Origin of the sequence: Klebsiella ornithinolytica NBRC 105727 = ATCC 31898, assembly GCF_001598295.1 — a bacterium.
Classification (GTDB): Bacteria; Pseudomonadota; Gammaproteobacteria; order Enterobacterales; family Enterobacteriaceae; genus Klebsiella; species Klebsiella ornithinolytica.
Map to the genome: position 1 here is coordinate 81,363 of NZ_BCYR01000012.1, position 15,531 is coordinate 96,893.

Sequence of the window (15,531 nt, forward strand, 5' to 3'; positions counted from 1 at the left end):
ATGGCGCTAAGTTATTCGCTTTCGGAGTCCGGCGTGATGACTTTTACCGACCCGTTCCGGCAGTGCGTGGCATAGTCTGCCGGTAACGGACGATCGCTGATCAGCACATCAAATGCCGGCAGCGGCGCAATACTGGCAGGCGCAACATCGTCGAACAGCGCGTAGCGCGCGAGCAGGATTTTTCGCAGGCCGCGATCCATCGCTTTACGTTTCGTGGCGAGGTCGTCGGGGTTAAACCAGCTGACGCCAAAATGTTCGTGAACGCCGCTGGCGGAGATAAACACTTTCCGCGGATTGAGTGAATCCAGCGCCGAGGGGTTGCCGGTATCGTAGAAGGCATCGCTCTTCGCCCGATAGGTGCCGCCGCATAAGATGGCGGTGGCGTTGGGCTTTTCATTTAAGGCCATAAACACCCGATGTGAATAGCAAATGCCGGTAAAGGTAATGTCATCGGGGATCATATTGATGACCAGCGGCATTTCGCTGCCGTTATCAAAAAAGACCAGGTCGTTTTCGCTGACCAGGCCGGCGGCGAGGATGGCAATGGGCAGATCGTCGCGATGATGGGCCGGTTTTGTCGCCAGCGCTGGCGTAACGGAAGGCGATGAGGGTTTGTTGACCATCACCACGTAGCCGCCTAGCAGCGTGAGCGGCAGCGGTTCGTCGTTTTCCTGGCTGAGATCCCGGCGAATCGTCATCACAGAGACCTCCAGCATACGCGCGGCGTCTTTAAGATGGATTCGGTCGGTTTTCTTCAGCAGTTCCATCAGACGACGTATACGTTCTTTTTGCTTGGTCTCCATTCACACTCTCCGCAATTCATTTGGCAAATGTTCCTTTGGTAACATTTTTGTCCCTGCTGAAACATTATGCATTCACATTACTATACTGCGGCCCCTTGCGAATTAAAAGTCCGTTCGATCTCGTTTTTGTCAAAATAATCTGTTTATTTTCAGTTTGTTATATTGTGTTTTTTGATTTTTATTTTTCTTCCTCTCTCGATTGCCCACATTTTTCTGGATGATAAATAAACACGGAATGATACTGCAATCGCGATCATGGTCACAAATGGTACTAAAGTAACATGATAATGTTACGATAATATCATTGTTGTGTGATTGTTTCTGAGAGGTAGTAAAATGGATATCGCGGTTATTGGCTCCAACATGGTGGATCTCATCACCTACACCAACCAGATGCCGAAAGAGGGGGAAACCCTTGAGGCGCCGGCGTTCAAAATTGGCTGCGGCGGAAAAGGGGCCAACCAGGCCGTTGCGGCCGCGAAGCTCAATTCGAAAGTGCTGATGTTGACCAAGGTAGGGGATGACATCTTTGCGGATAACACGATTCGCAATCTTGAGTCCTGGGGCATCAATACCACCTATGTTGAGAAAGTCCCCTGCACCAGCAGCGGCGTGGCGCCGATCTTTGTGAATGCCAACTCCAGCAACAGCATTCTTATTATTAAAGGCGCCAACAAGTTCCTCTCTCCTGAAGATATCGATCGCGCCGCCGAGGATTTAAAAAAATGCCAGCTGATTGTTTTACAGCTTGAGGTTCAGCTGGAAACGGTATACCACGCTATCGAATTTGGTAAAAAGCACGGCATTGAAGTGTTATTAAATCCAGCGCCGGCTCTGCGCGAATTAGATATGTCTTATGCCTGTAAATGTGATTTCTTTGTTCCCAATGAGACCGAGCTGGAGATATTAACCGGCCTGCCTGTTGATACTTACGATAATATTCGTGCCGCCGCCCGGAGCCTCGTTGAAAAAGGTCTCAATAATATTATTGTGACCATGGGTGAGAAAGGCGCGCTGTGGATGACGCGCACTCAGGAAGTGCATGTCCCGGCATTTAAAGTCAGCGCGGTAGATACCAGCGGCGCAGGCGATGCCTTTATCGGTTGCTTTGCTCACTATTACGTCCAGAGCGGAGATGTTGAATCCGCCATGAAAAAAGCCGCTCTCTTTGCCGCCTTCAGCGTCACCGGCAAAGGCACGCAATCGTCTTATCCCAGTATCGAGCAGTTTAATGAATATCTGTCGTTAAACGAATAATCACCCTGCACTGTAAAAGGTAGCACTATGAACGATAAAAACATCATTCAGATGCCTGACGGCTATCTGAACAAAACGCCTCTGTTCCAGTTTATTTTGTTATCCTGCTTATTCCCGTTATGGGGATGTGCTGCGGCCTTAAATGATATTTTAATTACGCAGTTTAAAAGCGTATTTGCATTAAGTAACTTTGCCTCCGCGTTGGTCCAGAGCGCATTTTATGGCGGTTATTTTTTAATTGCGATTCCGGCGTCGTTAGTGATTAAAAACACCAGCTATAAGGTCGCTATTCTCACGGGGCTGACGCTTTATATCGTCGGCTGTACGCTCTTTTTCCCGGCTTCGCACATGGCAACCTACACCATGTTCCTGGCCGCGATTTTCGCGATCGCCATCGGCCTGAGCTTTCTCGAGACGGCAGCGAACACCTACAGTTCGATGATCGGCCCGAAAAGCCATGCCACGCTGCGCCTGAACATCAGCCAGACCTTTTATCCGATTGGCGCGGCAGCCGGTATTTTGCTGGGTAAATATCTGGTCTTTTCCGATGGCGAAAGTCTGGAAAAACAGATGGCCGGGATGAATGCCGAGCAGATTCATAATTTTAAAGTTCTGATGCTGGAAAACACCCTTGAGCCTTACAAGTACATGATCATGGTACTGGTGGTGGTTATGGTGCTGTTCCTGCTGACGCGCTTCCCGACCTGTAAAGTTGCGCAGACGGCGAACTATAAACGCCCGTCGGCAGCCGACACGCTGCGCTACCTGGCCACCAACGCACGTTTTCGTCGCGGAATTGCCGCCCAGTTCCTGTATGTCGGTATGCAGGTCACCGTCTGGTCGTTCACCATTCGCCTTGCGCTGGAACTGGGTGATATCAACGAGCGCGATGCCTCAACGTTTATGGTCTATAGCTTTGCCTGCTTCTTTATTGGCAAGTTTATCGCCAACATTTTAATGACCCGCTTCACGCCGGAAAAAGTGCTGATTCTCTACTCGGTTATCGGCGCACTGTTCCTTGCGTACGTGGCGCTGGCGCCGAGCTTTAGCGCGGTCTACGTGGCGGTGCTGGTGAGCGTGCTGTTCGGGCCGTGCTGGGCAACCATCTATGCCGGTACGCTTGATACGGTGGATAACGAACATACTGAAATGGCCGGTGCGGTGATTGTGATGGCGATTATTGGTGCCGCCGTCGTCCCAGCGATTCAGGGCTTCGTGGCGGATATGTTCCACTCGCTGCAGGTCTCTTTCCTGGTACCGATGCTGTGCTTCATCTACGTCGGCGTCTATTTCTGGCGTGAATGCAAAGTCCGCCGTGCGCTGACTGAAGCGACGGCATCCTGAGGAGAACGATCATGACGACACGCTTACCTTTATGGCGCCAGCTCTTTAGCGAGCAACCGCGCACGCTGCTGGCGAATGATGACTTCACGGTAACGGCTTTTCGCTATGCCAGCGGCGTAGAGGGGCTGCGGGTGGAAAATGCGCGCGGCTATCTGGTGATTTTGCCCTGGCTTGGGCAAATGATCTGGGATGCCGAGTTTGACGGCCACGATCTGACCATGCGTAATATGTTCAGCGAACCGAAGCCGGCAGCGGAGGTGGTGGCCACCTATGGTTGTTTTGCTTTCCACTCAGGACTGTTGGCGAACGGCTGTCCGTCGCCGCAGGATACCCACCCGCTGCATGGTGAAATGGCCTGCGCGGCCATGGATGAAGCCTGGCTTGAACTGGAGGCCGACTGCCTGCGCGTGGCGGGGCGCTACGAATACGTGATGGGCTTTGGTCATCACTATGAGGCGCGGCCGACGGTGGCCTTACGGCGAGCCAGCGCGCTGTTTGATATCCAGATGACGGTGACCAATCTTGCCTCTGTCGCCATGCCGCTGCAGTACATGTGCCATATGAACTATGCCTACGTAGCCCAGGCGACCTTCAGCCAGAATATCCCGGATGAAGCGCTCTCGCTGCGCGAGTCGGTACCGGCCCATGTACAGCCGACGGAATCGTGGCTGGCGTTCAATCAGCGTCTCCTGCAAGGCGAGGCCTCGCTGACCACGTTATGTGAGCCGCAATATTATGATCCGGAAATCGTCTTTTTTGCCGATAAGCTGGATCGCTACACCGACAGCCCGGAATTTCGCATGATAGCGCCGGATGGCACCACGTTTGTCACGCGGTTCTCCAGCACTGAGTTCAATTATGTTACCCGCTGGATCCTCTATAACGGCGATCAGCAGGTTGCCGCCTTCGCGCTGCCCGCCACCTGTCGGCCCGAGGGATTCCTCGCGGCTCAGCGTAATGGCAGTCTGATTTCGCTGGCGCCGCAGCAAACCCGGAGCTTTACGGTGACCACCGGTATCGCCTGAGGCGGATAATCCTGCGCAAGGCTTGAACAACAACGTGCTTATCGTTAAGGTAAGCGCGTTTTTTAACCCGCCAGGACACGTCATGACCACCATTGCCCTTATCGACGATCATCTTATCGTCCGCTCCGGATTTGCGCAGCTGCTGGGGCTGGAAGCCGATTTCCAGGTGGTTGCCGAATTCGGTTCCGCCCGCGAAGCCTTGACGGGGCTGCCCGGGCGCGGCGTACAGGTCTGTATTTGTGATATCTCGATGCCGGATATGTCAGGACTTGAGCTGCTCAGTCAGCTGCCGAAAGGCATGGCGACCATCATGCTCTCTGTTCACGACAGCCCGGCGCTGGTGGAACAGGCGTTGAATGCCGGCGCCCGCGGTTTTCTCTCCAAACGCTGTAGCCCGGATGAGCTGATCGCCGCGGTCAGAACGGTGGCGGCCGGCGGCTGTTACCTGACGCCGGATATCGCCATGAAGCTGGCGGCAGGCCGCCAGGATCCGCTCACCCGCCGCGAACGGCAGGTGGCGGAAAAGCTGGCGCAGGGGATGGCGGTAAAAGAGATCGCCGCCGAGCTGGCATTATCGCCAAAAACCGTACATGTGCATCGCGCGAATCTGCTGGAAAAGCTGGGCGTCAGCAACGATGTTGAGCTGGCGCGGCGTATGTTCGATAGCTGGCAATGAGACCGTTCCTCTCCCGGCTGCTTTCGGTGGCCGGCTGCTTCTGTATTTTCTCCGCCGCGTGGTTCTGCCTGTGGAGCATCAGCCTGCACCTGGTCGAACGACCGGATCTTGCCGTCCTGCTGTTCCCTTTTGGCCTGCGGCTGGGTTTGATGCTTCAGTGTCCGCGCGGCTACTGGCCGGTGTTACTGGGCGCTGAATGGCTGCTGATCTTCTGGCTGGCGCAGGAAGTGGCGCTGGCGCATCCGATAATATTGATGATCGGTAGTGTGCTGGCGCTGCTGCCGGTGGCGCTCATTTCACGCTATCGTCACCAGCGCGACTGGCTCACATTGCTGCGTCAGGGCGGGGCGCTGATTGCCGCCGCGCTGCTGCAATCGCTGCCGTGGATGAGCGAAGGGAGCGACGGACTGAACGCGCTGCTGCTGACGTTAACCGGCGGCCTGACGCTGGCCCCGACCTGCCTGGTTATCTGGCACTATCTCACCAGCACCGTCTGGCGACCGCTGGGGCCATCGCTGGTTTCACAGCCGATCAACTGGCGAGGGCGGCATCTTATCTGGTATCTGCTGCTGTTTACCGTCAGCCTCTGGCTACAGCTGGGACTGCCCGCCGAACTCTCGCGTTTCACCCCTTTCTGCCTGGCGCTGCCGATTATCGCTTTAGCCTGGCATTACGGCTGGCAGGGGGCGCTGATCGCCGCGCTAATGAACGCTATCGCGTTAATCGCCAGCCAGACCTGGCACGATCACCCGGTGGATTTGCTGCTCTCACTGCTGGCGCAGAGCCTGACCGGGCTGCTGTTGGGCGCCGGTATTCAGCGTCTGCGCGAGCTGAACCAGTCGCTGCAAAGCGAACTGGCGCGCAACCGGCGGTTGGCGGAGCGGCTGCTGGAAACGGAAGAGAGCGTGCGCCGGGACGTCGCGCGCGAACTGCATGATGACATCGGCCAGACGATCACCGCGATTCGCACCCAGGCCGGGATTGTGCAGCGTCTGGCGCCGGAAAACGGCGGCGTGAAACAGAGCGGCCAGCTTATTGAGCAGCTCTCGCTGGGGGTTTACGACTCGGTTCGTCGGCTGCTGGGTCGTCTGCGCCCGCGTCAGCTCGACGATCTGACCCTTGAACAGGCGGTACGTTCGCTGATGCGCGAAATGGAGCTGGAAGATCGCGGGATAGTCAGCCATCTCGACTGGCGCATTGATGAGGCCGCCTTAAGCGAAAACCAGCGCGTGACGCTGTTTCGCGTCTGCCAGGAAGGGCTGAATAACATCGTTAAGCATGCCAGCGCCAGCGCGGTGACGCTGCAGGGCTGGCAGCAGGGTCAGCGGTTGATGCTGGTACTTGAAGATGATGGCTGCGGGCTGCCGCCGGGTACCGGGCAGCAGGGCTTTGGCCTGACCGGCATGCGCGAACGTGTGACGGCGCTGGGCGGCACGCTCACTATCTCCTGCACGCACGGCACCCGGGTCTGCGTCAGCCTGCCGCGCCGTTATGTCTGAGGAGTTATGATGCTGAGCTTTCTGAAATCCCCGCCCGATGCGGCGCCGGTTGCCGATAAACAGGCGCTGGATGAACGCTACCGCTACTGGCGGCGTCATATTCTGATGACCATCTGGCTGGGCTATGCCCTGTTTTATTTCACGCGCAAAAGCTTTAACGCCGCGGTACCGGAAATTCTCGCCAGCAACGTCCTGACCCGCAGCGATATTGGCCTGCTGGCGACGCTGTTTTACATCACCTACGGGCTGTCGAAGTTTTTCTCCGGTATCGTCAGCGACCGTTCCAACGCCCGTTATTTTATGGGGCTGGGCCTTATCGCCACCGGCGTGGTCAATATTCTGTTTGGTTTCTCCACCTCGCTATGGGCGTTCGCTCTGCTGTGGGCGCTGAACGCCTTTTTCCAGGGCTGGGGGTCGCCGGTGTGCGCCCGTCTGCTGACGGCCTGGTATTCGCGAACCGAGCGCGGCGGCTGGTGGGCATTGTGGAATACCGCGCATAACGTCGGCGGGGCGCTGATTCCGATGGTGGTCGGCGCGGCGGCGCTACACTACGGCTGGCGTACCGGGATGATGATTGCCGGGATGCTGGCGATTCTCGCCGGGCTGTTCCTCTGCTGGCGACTGCGCGACCGGCCGCAGGTCGTGGGGCTGCCGGCGGTGGGGGACTGGCGGCATGACGAGCTGGAGATTGCCCAGCAGCAGGAAGGGGCGGGGCTGACGCGCAAAGAGATCCTCACCAAATACGTGCTGCTGAATCCCTATATCTGGCTGCTGTCGCTGTGCTACGTACTGGTATACGTGGTGCGGGCGGCGATTAACGACTGGGGCAACCTGTATATGTCGGAGACGCTGGGCGTCGACCTGGTAACCGCTAATTCGGCGGTGACGATGTTCGAGCTGGGCGGTTTTATTGGCGCGCTGGTCGCAGGCTGGGGATCGGATAAGCTGTTTAACGGCAACCGTGGACCGATGAACCTGATTTTCGCCGCCGGCATTTTGCTCTCGGTCGGCGGTTTGTGGCTGATGCCTTTTGCCAGCTATGTGATGCAGGCGGCCTGCTTCTTTACCACCGGTTTCTTTGTGTTTGGCCCTCAGATGCTGATTGGCATGGCGGCGGCGGAGTGTTCCCACAAAGAAGCGGCGGGCGCGGCAACCGGGTTTGTCGGACTGTTTGCCTATCTCGGGGCATCGCTTTCCGGCTGGCCGCTGGCGCAGGTAATGGAAATCTGGCACTGGAGCGGCTTTTTCGTGGCGATTGCTATTGCTGCCGGCATTTCTGCGCTGCTGCTGCTGCCGTTTTTAAACGCTCAGGCGCCAAGAACCGCCAGCGAAGCGTGACCTGCCTCTCCTTTTTACCCCGAGTGGGGCAAAACTAAGAAATTTTCCCGGTTCCGCCGGGACACTGTCTCAGGCCAGTCTCCGCGCGGCTTTTTACAATGCCTGCCATTCGCAGGTATAAAAATTAGCCCGGAGTGTCCTATGCTGGCCTTTCTAAACCAGGTGCGCAAGCCGACCCTGGATCTGCCGCTCGATGTGCGGCGTAAAATGTGGTTCAAACCGTTCATGCAGTCCTATCTGGTGGTCTTTATCGGCTACCTGACGATGTATCTGATCCGCAAAAACTTTAACATCGCCCAGAACGACATGATCTCCACCTACGGGTTGAGCATGACCCAGCTGGGGATGATTGGCCTGGGCTTCTCGATCACCTACGGCGTGGGTAAAACGCTGGTGTCCTACTACGCGGACGGGAAAAATACCAAGCAGTTCCTGCCGTTTATGCTGATCCTCTCCGCCATCTGTATGCTCGGCTTTAGCGCCAGTATGGGGGCCGGTTCAACCAGTCTGTTCCTCATGATCGCCTTCTATGCGCTGAGCGGTTTCTTCCAGAGCACCGGCGGTTCGTGTAGCTATTCAACCATTACCAAATGGACGCCACGTCGTAAGCGCGGCACCTTCCTCGGCTTCTGGAATATCTCTCACAACCTTGGCGGCGCGGGCGCTGCGGGCGTGGCGCTGTTCGGCGCGAACTATTTGTTCGACGGCCACGTTATCGGCATGTTCATCTTCCCGTCGATTATTGCGCTGATTGTCGGTTTTATCGGTCTGCGTTTTGGTAGCGACTCTCCGGAATCCTACGGCCTCGGCAATGCCGAAGAGCTGTTCGGCGAAGAGATCAGTGAAGAGGACAAAGAGACGGAAGAGAACGCCATGACCAAATGGCAGATTTTCGTCGAGTATGTCCTGAAAAACAAAGTCATCTGGCTGCTGTGCTTCTCCAACATCTTCCTCTATGTGGTGCGCATCGGTATCGATCAGTGGTCGACGGTCTATGCCTTCCAGGAGCTGAAGCTCTCCAAAGAGGTGGCGATTCAGGGATTTACCCTGTTTGAAGTGGGCGCGCTGGTCGGAACGCTGCTGTGGGGCTGGCTGTCGGATCTGGCGAACGGCCGTCGTGCGCTGGTGGCCTGTATCGCGCTGGCGTTAATTATCGCAACCCTTGGCGTTTACCAGCATGCCAGCAACCAGTATGTCTATTTGATGTCGCTGTTTGCCTTAGGCTTCCTGGTCTTTGGCCCGCAGCTGCTGATCGGCGTTGCGGCGGTAGGGTTCGTCCCGAAAAAAGCTATCGGTGCGGCGGACGGTATCAAAGGCACCTTTGCTTACCTGATCGGCGACAGCTTTGCCAAACTGGGGCTGGGAATGATTGCCGACGGCACGCCGGTCTTTGGCCTGACCGGCTGGGCGGGTACCTTTGCGGCGCTGGATGCGGCAGCTATCGGCTGTATCTGCCTGATGGCTATCGTCGCGGTCTTTGAAGAACGTAAAATTCGTCGCGAGAAAAAGAAACCCGTTTTGCAGAATGCCTGAGTGATACGTATGGGTAACGTTGCCCGGCATTTATGCCGGGCTTTTTTATTACATCATCAGTGAATGACTCAAATGGGCGACGACATCGTTGAGTGAAATTTGTACCCAATCATGATTTTCTTCGTCGTAAAATGTCACTTCGGTCTCATTGCCATCAATAAGTAAAATAAAGCGCGCGCCCTGACGCTGGGCATTTTTTTGTCTGGTTGCGAGCCGTAAAGAAGAACAATCATTCAGAATGCTTAAATGTGGAAAACTGCGGCGTAAGCGCCGGCTCAGGGTCAATGCCACGCTGCGCGCTCTTTCCTGACATGGAATAATCACCAGATCAATATGCTTGCCGGGTAAGTTAACTTTTTTGGTACTGCTGAGCAGATGCATGATGGGTTCCAGCATAAAAGCAAACCCACAGGCGGACACAGGGTGGCCAATCAGCTGGCTGGCAGTATGATCATAGCGTCCTCCCCGGCATAACAATTGATGGCGATACGGGGCGTCAGAGTGCCACTCAAAAATAAGATCATTGTAGTTATTCACGGGGAAAAGTTTGCGGTCGTGAGTAAACGGGATATGCAAGGCCGTCAGGGTGTCACAGAGCCGGGTGAATCGCTGACGTGAGCGGGCTGATATCCATGACTCTAATTGAGGAGCCGGTTCCGCAAGACGCTGCATTAAACTGTCTTTATCCGTTAATAAACGTTCCGGACGGGTGTTGAGCCAGTTAAGTTGTTGGGCGTTCAACAGGGCGGCGAAAGGACGGTAGTATTGTTGTAGGGCATGACGAAAATGCGCAAACTCTTCCTGATTTCCGGTAGTGTTAACTTTGAGGTCGATGAACGGTAATAACTGAAGAGATTTAAAAAAATCGTACTGCAGGGAAATAAGTTCGATTTCAATGCCAATATCGGAATAGCCGAAGGTCTCAACACCCAGCTGGTGAAACTGGCTAATATTTTGCTGATGCTGACGACGAAACATGGTCCCCTGATACCAGACTCTTGTTTCAGTTTGCAAATTTCGATGCTGTGACAGTAGCCGTAAGCACCCCATGGTGCCATCACCGCGAAGTAATGCCTGATGATTTAATAAAAGCTCGCCGGAGTCAGAACAAAAAGACTGAGTTAAATCTTCCTCAAGTTTTTCCAGCAACGGGGTTCGTATTTCGTGATAACAATACTGGCGCAACAGGTATTCTGCTTTTTTTTCTAGCCACTCCCAGGTTGCCGCGGGATTGTGGTCATGTTTCCTGGGGCGGCCTATTTTCCGCGGACGTAAATTCCGTTGGAGTTTTTCCTCAAGTGATTTAGAGTATGCGGTGGTAGCCAGCAGGCAATTTTGGGTTAATGCAGATTCAATCCGCGTTATTATTGCTGGACTCATGCTGCCGAGGCAAAACTGTTGGTAAATATTGCGACGTTGTAATGCATTTTCACCCAGACGTAAATACTCGTCATGAGGTGTAATTCGTTGCTGCGGCGCATCGGCAGAGCTGTGATGGGAAAACTCATCAGTGCAGTGACATTCAATATATTTTTTAACGAGTAAAAAATACGCATTGGGTTCGACCGGGCTGCAATCGTAACGGCTATCCCACAGCGTGCCATGCCGCTGATGTCGGTGGTTGAAATCATGCGCGTAACCTTTCCCAAGGTGCTGCATGAAACGTCCCAGGCTTTCTTTGTCCGGGGCAGAAAGGAGCAATGTTATTTTTTGCAACGACAATGAATATGCATGTAGTTTTATGCTGTAAATAGCTAATGCATTATCAACGCAATGATAAAGATTGCTAATGTCTTCGTCATCTTTAAATATAACCTCATCATTATGCCCTGACAGTTTTACAAGATGAGGGATGCCATCAATGAATAATCTGTTTTTTCGCGGCATAGTTAAATTACTTAATTTAGTGATTGATAATATAAGGAGGGAGGCAGGATGTTTGTTTTATTATGATTGTCTTAATGTTAATCATTCTTACTCCCATATTTGAAGATCTTACAGGAGCTACCAAAAAACGACAAGGGTAGTTTGATAGCTCACTTTTTTATTTGTGACTAATTTCTGAAATCTGTAATTTTACCTGCTCTATACTCATGGATTCTTGCTGATTATTTTGTAAATTCCACAGCCGAAGATTCTCGTCATAATTAATTGTAAGAATGTATTGGCAACCACTTTTAAGCGCATTTTGATGTTGCCGCTTTAATTTCGCGCCGCTGCAATCAGTCAATACGTTTAAACCAGGCAGGTCTCTGCGTAACTGACAAGCCAGCATCTGTGCGCGGATACCACCATCATTTAGCTCGCTGGTAATAGCAATATCAGGTGCCGATTGCCATTGTGGGTTCTGGCCGTCACAAACGGTTTGTAGCAGCAAGAGTAAGCGTTCGATACCGATGGCAAAACCACATGCGGGAAGTTTCTTGCCGCTAAACAGTTCTGCGAGGCCATCGTAGCGGCCACCACCACAAACGGTACCCTGAGACCCTAAATCATCAGTAACCCATTCGAAGACGGTCCGAGAGTAATAATCTAAGCCGCGTACCAGGCGGGGGTTAATTTGATAGGTAATTCTTGCATTATCCAAAATCGTCCGTAGGGTATCAAAATGCTGGCGAGACTCTTCACCTAAAAAATCAAGCAGACGTGGAGCATGTTCAATAACGTTCTGAAGGTCAGGATTTTTACTGTCGAGAATACGTAAGGGGTTAATGGCAAGACGTTTCACGCTATCTTCGTCGAGCATAGCGGCATGCTGAGTGAACCATTTGACCAGCTCTTCGCGGTGCGCCTGCCGTTCTGCGGAGGTGCCGAGGGAGTTTATTTCAAGGCGGACGTTCTGAGTAATATTTAAATCTTCAAAGAGATCCCGAACCATAAAAATGAGTTCGGCATCCACGTCGGCGCCGGACATGCCGAATGCTTCGATGCCAAATTGTGTAAACTGGCGCAAGCGGCCTTTTTGCGGACGCTCATAGCGAAACATCGGTCCTTGATACCACAAGCGCTGTGACTTGTTGTAACACATATTGTTTTCCAGCACGGCACGCATACAGCCGCTGGTTCCTTCAGGTCTAAGAGTGATATGTTCACCACTTTTATCTGTGAAATCATACATTTCTTTTGAAACGATATCGGTCGCCTCACCCACCGCTCGTTCGAACAGCGTCACGGGTTCGAGCAGTGGCAACCGCATCTCCTGATATCCGTAACGAAATGCCATATGGTGGAGCTTTCTTTCCAGCCACTGCCACATGGGGGTTTCATCGGGAAGAACGTCTCTCATACCTCGTATAGCCTGGATCTTGTTCATGACAACTCCTTACTTAAATTAGAAAAAGAGGGTTTTGTTGGGCGTGTTTCTGAGACGTCATTTTTTTGACGATGACGCCTGGCAATGTAGAAAAGATAAAGAGGGAGAGTGGCCAGCTGTAAAACGATTCCCCACACCACCGTTGCCGAACTTTCTGTCATAAGGGCTAATGTGATGAAACAAAGCGCAACGAAGCTGAGGCAGCAGTAGCAATAGAAGTTTGTATGTTTCTTCTGGCGATTGATGACCATCATTACCGGGAGTGAAATGGCAGCGAAAGCGTAGGGTAGAAGGCTGGCGGAGATGGCCAGGGTAATAATGGTTTTGAACTGGCTTTGTAAATCGGGTGACAGCGTTAGCAGCAGGAGCAGGGTCATCAAAGATGCAGTGAAAACGAGCCCTGCCCACGGAACACCATGACGGTTTATTCGGGCAAAAAAATCCGGTAAAAGTCCATCCTCTGCGGCGGCTCTGGGGACTTCTGTCTGGAGAATTTGCCAGCCAGGCATTGCGCCAAGACAGGCGATAACCACCATAGCGGAAATCAGAGAGCCGGCGACTTTCCCCCACATCGCGGCAGCGCTGTCGGCAAAGGGGGAGGATGAATTCACCAGAACATCATGTGGCAGTATGCCCATCATGACATTGGTGGATGTGGCATAGCATAACCCCGCAATGGCTAAGCCCAGTAAGGTCGCCAGAGGGACGGTGCGACGGGGATTTTTTACCTGCCCAAAAGAGACTGATGCCGATTCAATACCGAGGAATCCCCATAACGATATCGTGGCGGCGTTGATAATGGCCTGCAGGTCGCTATGGTTACTGACATTCCAGCTCATCTGATAACGCCCGGCATCAAAATGCCACCAGCCCAGCATACCGATGCTCAGGATGACCACCACCATGCACCCACCGGTAAACAGCTGAGCGTATCCCACCAGCTTTGCACCTCTTAATCCCCACAGGACAGAGAGCCATAACAAGATAATACAAGCGCTGGTGCCGTAGAGGGGGTTATGCAGTGCGGGGAAGAAATAGGAGAGATAGCCCACGCCGGCAAGTAGCAAGGCGCAATTGCCAATCCACGTTGAAAGCCAGTAAAACAGGGTCATTTGCAGGCCAACGAAAGGGCCAAAACTCGCCGTTATACTGGCAATAATTCCCCCATTTCGTGGAAATAACTCACTCATTTTGCAAAAGATGAGTGCCAGTGCAGTAATGGCTAAAAAAGCGACCCCCCATCCCCACACGGAAATCGCACCGATACGTGCGAGTGTGGCGGGCAGCATAAAGACCCCGCTTCCCATCATATTTGATGCTGTCATCACGGTCAGGGCAAGCAGGCCCATCTGATTGGTTCTCGCGCAGCATTTACTCATGCCAGTCCCCATTAGGTGGATGATGAAAAACAGTCGCAGCGGAGTCTGATGTCTCCCCGGCGAATGTCTCAGGCACAATTTTGTCGTTACAACATATCGACAAAGCGGTAATCTGAATTAAGGCTCCGTAGAAACAGAGCCTGAAGGACGCACCGATATTGATTGGTCTCGGCATCGGTGACGTCTGTCCTGGAGGGCAGTGAGTGATTATCACTGCCCTTTTACTATGCGGCCTGTTTTTTCAGGTCGGCGATCACGTCATCAATCAGTGCATCAATTTTGCTGGAATCAAGGTGGTGCGCGGTGGCGATGAGGTGGGCAATATCGCCAGATGTAGCAAGACAGTGTTTCTTCCAGACGGCCTCTGATGGGCAAGGGAAGACGACGGTGATGGAGTTTTTGTTGCGCCAGGCATCAATTCCCGCGGACTGAAAACGGTCAACGGCATATTGCGCCATATTCAGGCTGCGTTCGATGCGACGCCGCCACTCCTCCCATGAATGGCTACGAATTGCCTCCCACATCATGAGTGGGGTATGACCGTTACGCGAACCTGAAATGGTTTTATCGTGAGCAGAAATATAATCAATCTCTACAGAGATCCGATCGACATTTTTCTTTTTAGCAACAACAATGCCGCAAGGAATCGGTGAGCCAATCATTTTGTGTCCGGAAACACCAATGGAATCAATGCCATCTGCGAAGTTAAACGGCTGTGGATTATCCACAAAAGGTAAGATCATTCCACTCAGCGCCGCGTCAGCGTGAAGATAATAATCTTTGCGCTCAATGCCCAGTTCGCTAATTGATTGCTGAATGATGGCAATATTATCAATAGCTCCGCGAACGGTAGTCCCGATATTTGCAAAAATAATGGGGTGCTTTTCATTGTCGCGTTTTATTTTTTTGATTAAATCGGCATAATCCATCTCACCATTGGGCTGCGATTCAACAAGCGTCGATTTTATGCGCAACAGCTTGACGATTTTTGCCACGGAGTAATGGGTATCTTTCGAGTAGTATAGTGTACCGTTGGGGAAAATCTCCCGACCCAGATAGCAGCCAAACATATTGCCTTCGGTACCGCCATTGGTCACATACCCCCAGCTTTCTTCAAATGGGATTTTAAATAGCTGGGCGAAATACTCCATGACCTCTTTTTCAAAATCAAAGGAGTTTAATAAGTAGTTGCAGTATTCCCCCCAGTCACCACAGTTGTTGATTGAGAAGCGCATGAAACGTTCAAGGATGGTGTAATCAAAATCTGCCGATTCAGGATATCCGATATTAAAATATTGGTTTTTTACACAATATGACCAGAAAGAATCAAGTTTATTTTGATCGCTAATGGATAATGTCATTTT

General features: G+C 52.7%; 12 protein-coding genes. 7 read left to right on the forward strand and 5 right to left on the reverse strand.

What is annotated here, in order from left to right:
* Window positions 1-11 precede the first annotated feature (11 nt).
* Window positions 12-803, reverse strand: coding sequence for a DeoR family transcriptional regulator (locus ROR01S_RS20870; protein WP_004869108.1), 792 nt, complete (start codon window positions 801-803; stop codon window positions 12-14).
* A 336-nt stretch (window positions 804-1,139) separates the two neighbouring features.
* Between ROR01S_RS20870 and rbsK the strand changes: the two genes are divergently transcribed.
* The 7 genes from rbsK (at window position 1,140) to uhpT (ending at window position 9,475) form a co-directional block, all read left to right on the forward strand.
* A complete protein-coding gene (gene rbsK / locus ROR01S_RS20875) occupies window positions 1,140-2,060 on the forward strand; it encodes a ribokinase (RefSeq protein WP_004869105.1) in 921 nt (306 codons plus the stop codon).
* 27 nt (window positions 2,061-2,087) lie between these two features.
* Window positions 2,088-3,404 carry an L-fucose:H+ symporter permease gene (gene fucP / locus ROR01S_RS20880; protein WP_064359847.1) on the forward strand — a complete coding sequence of 439 codons (1,317 nt, stop codon included), beginning with the start codon at window positions 2,088-2,090 and terminating at the stop codon, window positions 3,402-3,404.
* Between the two features lie 11 nt (window positions 3,405-3,415).
* Window positions 3,416-4,429: an aldose 1-epimerase family protein gene (locus ROR01S_RS20885; RefSeq protein ID WP_004869102.1), complete on the forward strand. Its 1,014-nt coding sequence runs from the start codon at window positions 3,416-3,418 to the stop codon at window positions 4,427-4,429.
* Window positions 4,430-4,511: 82 nt separating this feature from the next.
* Complete coding sequence (uhpA, locus tag ROR01S_RS20890) at window positions 4,512-5,105, forward strand: response regulator transcription factor UhpA (protein WP_004869100.1); 594 nt, start codon at window positions 4,512-4,514, stop codon at window positions 5,103-5,105.
* A gap of 17 nt (window positions 5,106-5,122) precedes the next feature.
* Window positions 5,123-6,604 carry a signal transduction histidine-protein kinase/phosphatase UhpB gene (gene uhpB / locus ROR01S_RS20895; RefSeq protein ID WP_162098188.1) on the forward strand — a complete coding sequence of 494 codons (1,482 nt, stop codon included), beginning with the start codon at window positions 5,123-5,125 and terminating at the stop codon, window positions 6,602-6,604.
* A 9-nt stretch (window positions 6,605-6,613) separates the two neighbouring features.
* On the forward strand, window positions 6,614-7,942 hold the full coding sequence (locus ROR01S_RS20900) for an MFS transporter (protein ID WP_004869097.1): 1,329 nt from the start codon (window positions 6,614-6,616) through the stop codon (window positions 7,940-7,942).
* A 141-nt stretch (window positions 7,943-8,083) separates the two neighbouring features.
* Window positions 8,084-9,475, forward strand: coding sequence for a hexose-6-phosphate:phosphate antiporter UhpT (gene uhpT / locus ROR01S_RS20905; RefSeq protein ID WP_004869094.1), 1,392 nt, complete (start codon window positions 8,084-8,086; stop codon window positions 9,473-9,475).
* 48 nt (window positions 9,476-9,523) lie between these two features.
* Here the strand turns inward: uhpT and ROR01S_RS20910 are convergent, their stop codons facing one another.
* From ROR01S_RS20910 to ROR01S_RS20925, 4 genes are all read right to left on the reverse strand, one after another.
* Entirely contained in the window at window positions 9,524-11,362 is a 1,839-nt protein-coding gene (locus tag ROR01S_RS20910; protein WP_004869092.1) for an ATP phosphoribosyltransferase regulatory subunit, read from the reverse strand.
* Between the two features lie 157 nt (window positions 11,363-11,519).
* Window positions 11,520-12,788 carry a histidine--tRNA ligase gene (gene hisS / locus ROR01S_RS20915; RefSeq protein WP_064359848.1) on the reverse strand — a complete coding sequence of 423 codons (1,269 nt, stop codon included), beginning with the start codon at window positions 12,786-12,788 and terminating at the stop codon, window positions 11,520-11,522.
* Window positions 12,785-14,137 carry an amino acid permease gene (locus tag ROR01S_RS20920; protein WP_015585474.1) on the reverse strand — a complete coding sequence of 451 codons (1,353 nt, stop codon included), beginning with the start codon at window positions 14,135-14,137 and terminating at the stop codon, window positions 12,785-12,787. The genes hisS and ROR01S_RS20920 overlap by 4 nt, the downstream gene beginning before the upstream one ends.
* 254 nt (window positions 14,138-14,391) lie before the next feature.
* Window positions 14,392-15,528 carry a histidine decarboxylase gene (locus tag ROR01S_RS20925; protein ID WP_004869084.1) on the reverse strand — a complete coding sequence of 379 codons (1,137 nt, stop codon included), beginning with the start codon at window positions 15,526-15,528 and terminating at the stop codon, window positions 14,392-14,394.
* Window positions 15,529-15,531: the final 3 nt, after the last annotated feature.

What these genes read in the sequence shown, in the direction of transcription:
- uhpA (WP_004869100.1), top strand. Translation starts at nt 4,512, where the DNA reads ATGACCACCATTGCCCTTATCGACGATCATCTTATCGTCCGCTCCGGA.
- uhpT (WP_004869094.1), top strand. Translation starts at nt 8,084, where the DNA reads ATGCTGGCCTTTCTAAACCAGGTGCGCAAGCCGACCCTGGATCTGCCG.
- ROR01S_RS20920 (WP_015585474.1), bottom strand. Translation starts at nt 14,137, where the DNA reads ATGGGCCTGCTTGCCCTGACCGTGATGACAGCATCAAATATGATGGGA.
- hisS (WP_064359848.1), bottom strand. Translation starts at nt 12,788, where the DNA reads ATGAACAAGATCCAGGCTATACGAGGTATGAGAGACGTTCTTCCCGAT.
- ROR01S_RS20925 (WP_004869084.1), bottom strand. Translation starts at nt 15,528, where the DNA reads ATGACATTATCCATTAGCGATCAAAATAAACTTGATTCTTTCTGGTCA.
- ROR01S_RS20910 (WP_004869092.1), bottom strand. Translation starts at nt 11,362, where the DNA reads ATGCCGCGAAAAAACAGATTATTCATTGATGGCATCCCTCATCTTGTA.
- fucP (WP_064359847.1), top strand. Translation starts at nt 2,088, where the DNA reads ATGAACGATAAAAACATCATTCAGATGCCTGACGGCTATCTGAACAAA.
- ROR01S_RS20885 (WP_004869102.1), top strand. Translation starts at nt 3,416, where the DNA reads ATGACGACACGCTTACCTTTATGGCGCCAGCTCTTTAGCGAGCAACCG.
- ROR01S_RS20900 (WP_004869097.1), top strand. Translation starts at nt 6,614, where the DNA reads ATGCTGAGCTTTCTGAAATCCCCGCCCGATGCGGCGCCGGTTGCCGAT.
- rbsK (WP_004869105.1), top strand. Translation starts at nt 1,140, where the DNA reads ATGGATATCGCGGTTATTGGCTCCAACATGGTGGATCTCATCACCTAC.
- ROR01S_RS20870 (WP_004869108.1), bottom strand. Translation starts at nt 803, where the DNA reads ATGGAGACCAAGCAAAAAGAACGTATACGTCGTCTGATGGAACTGCTG.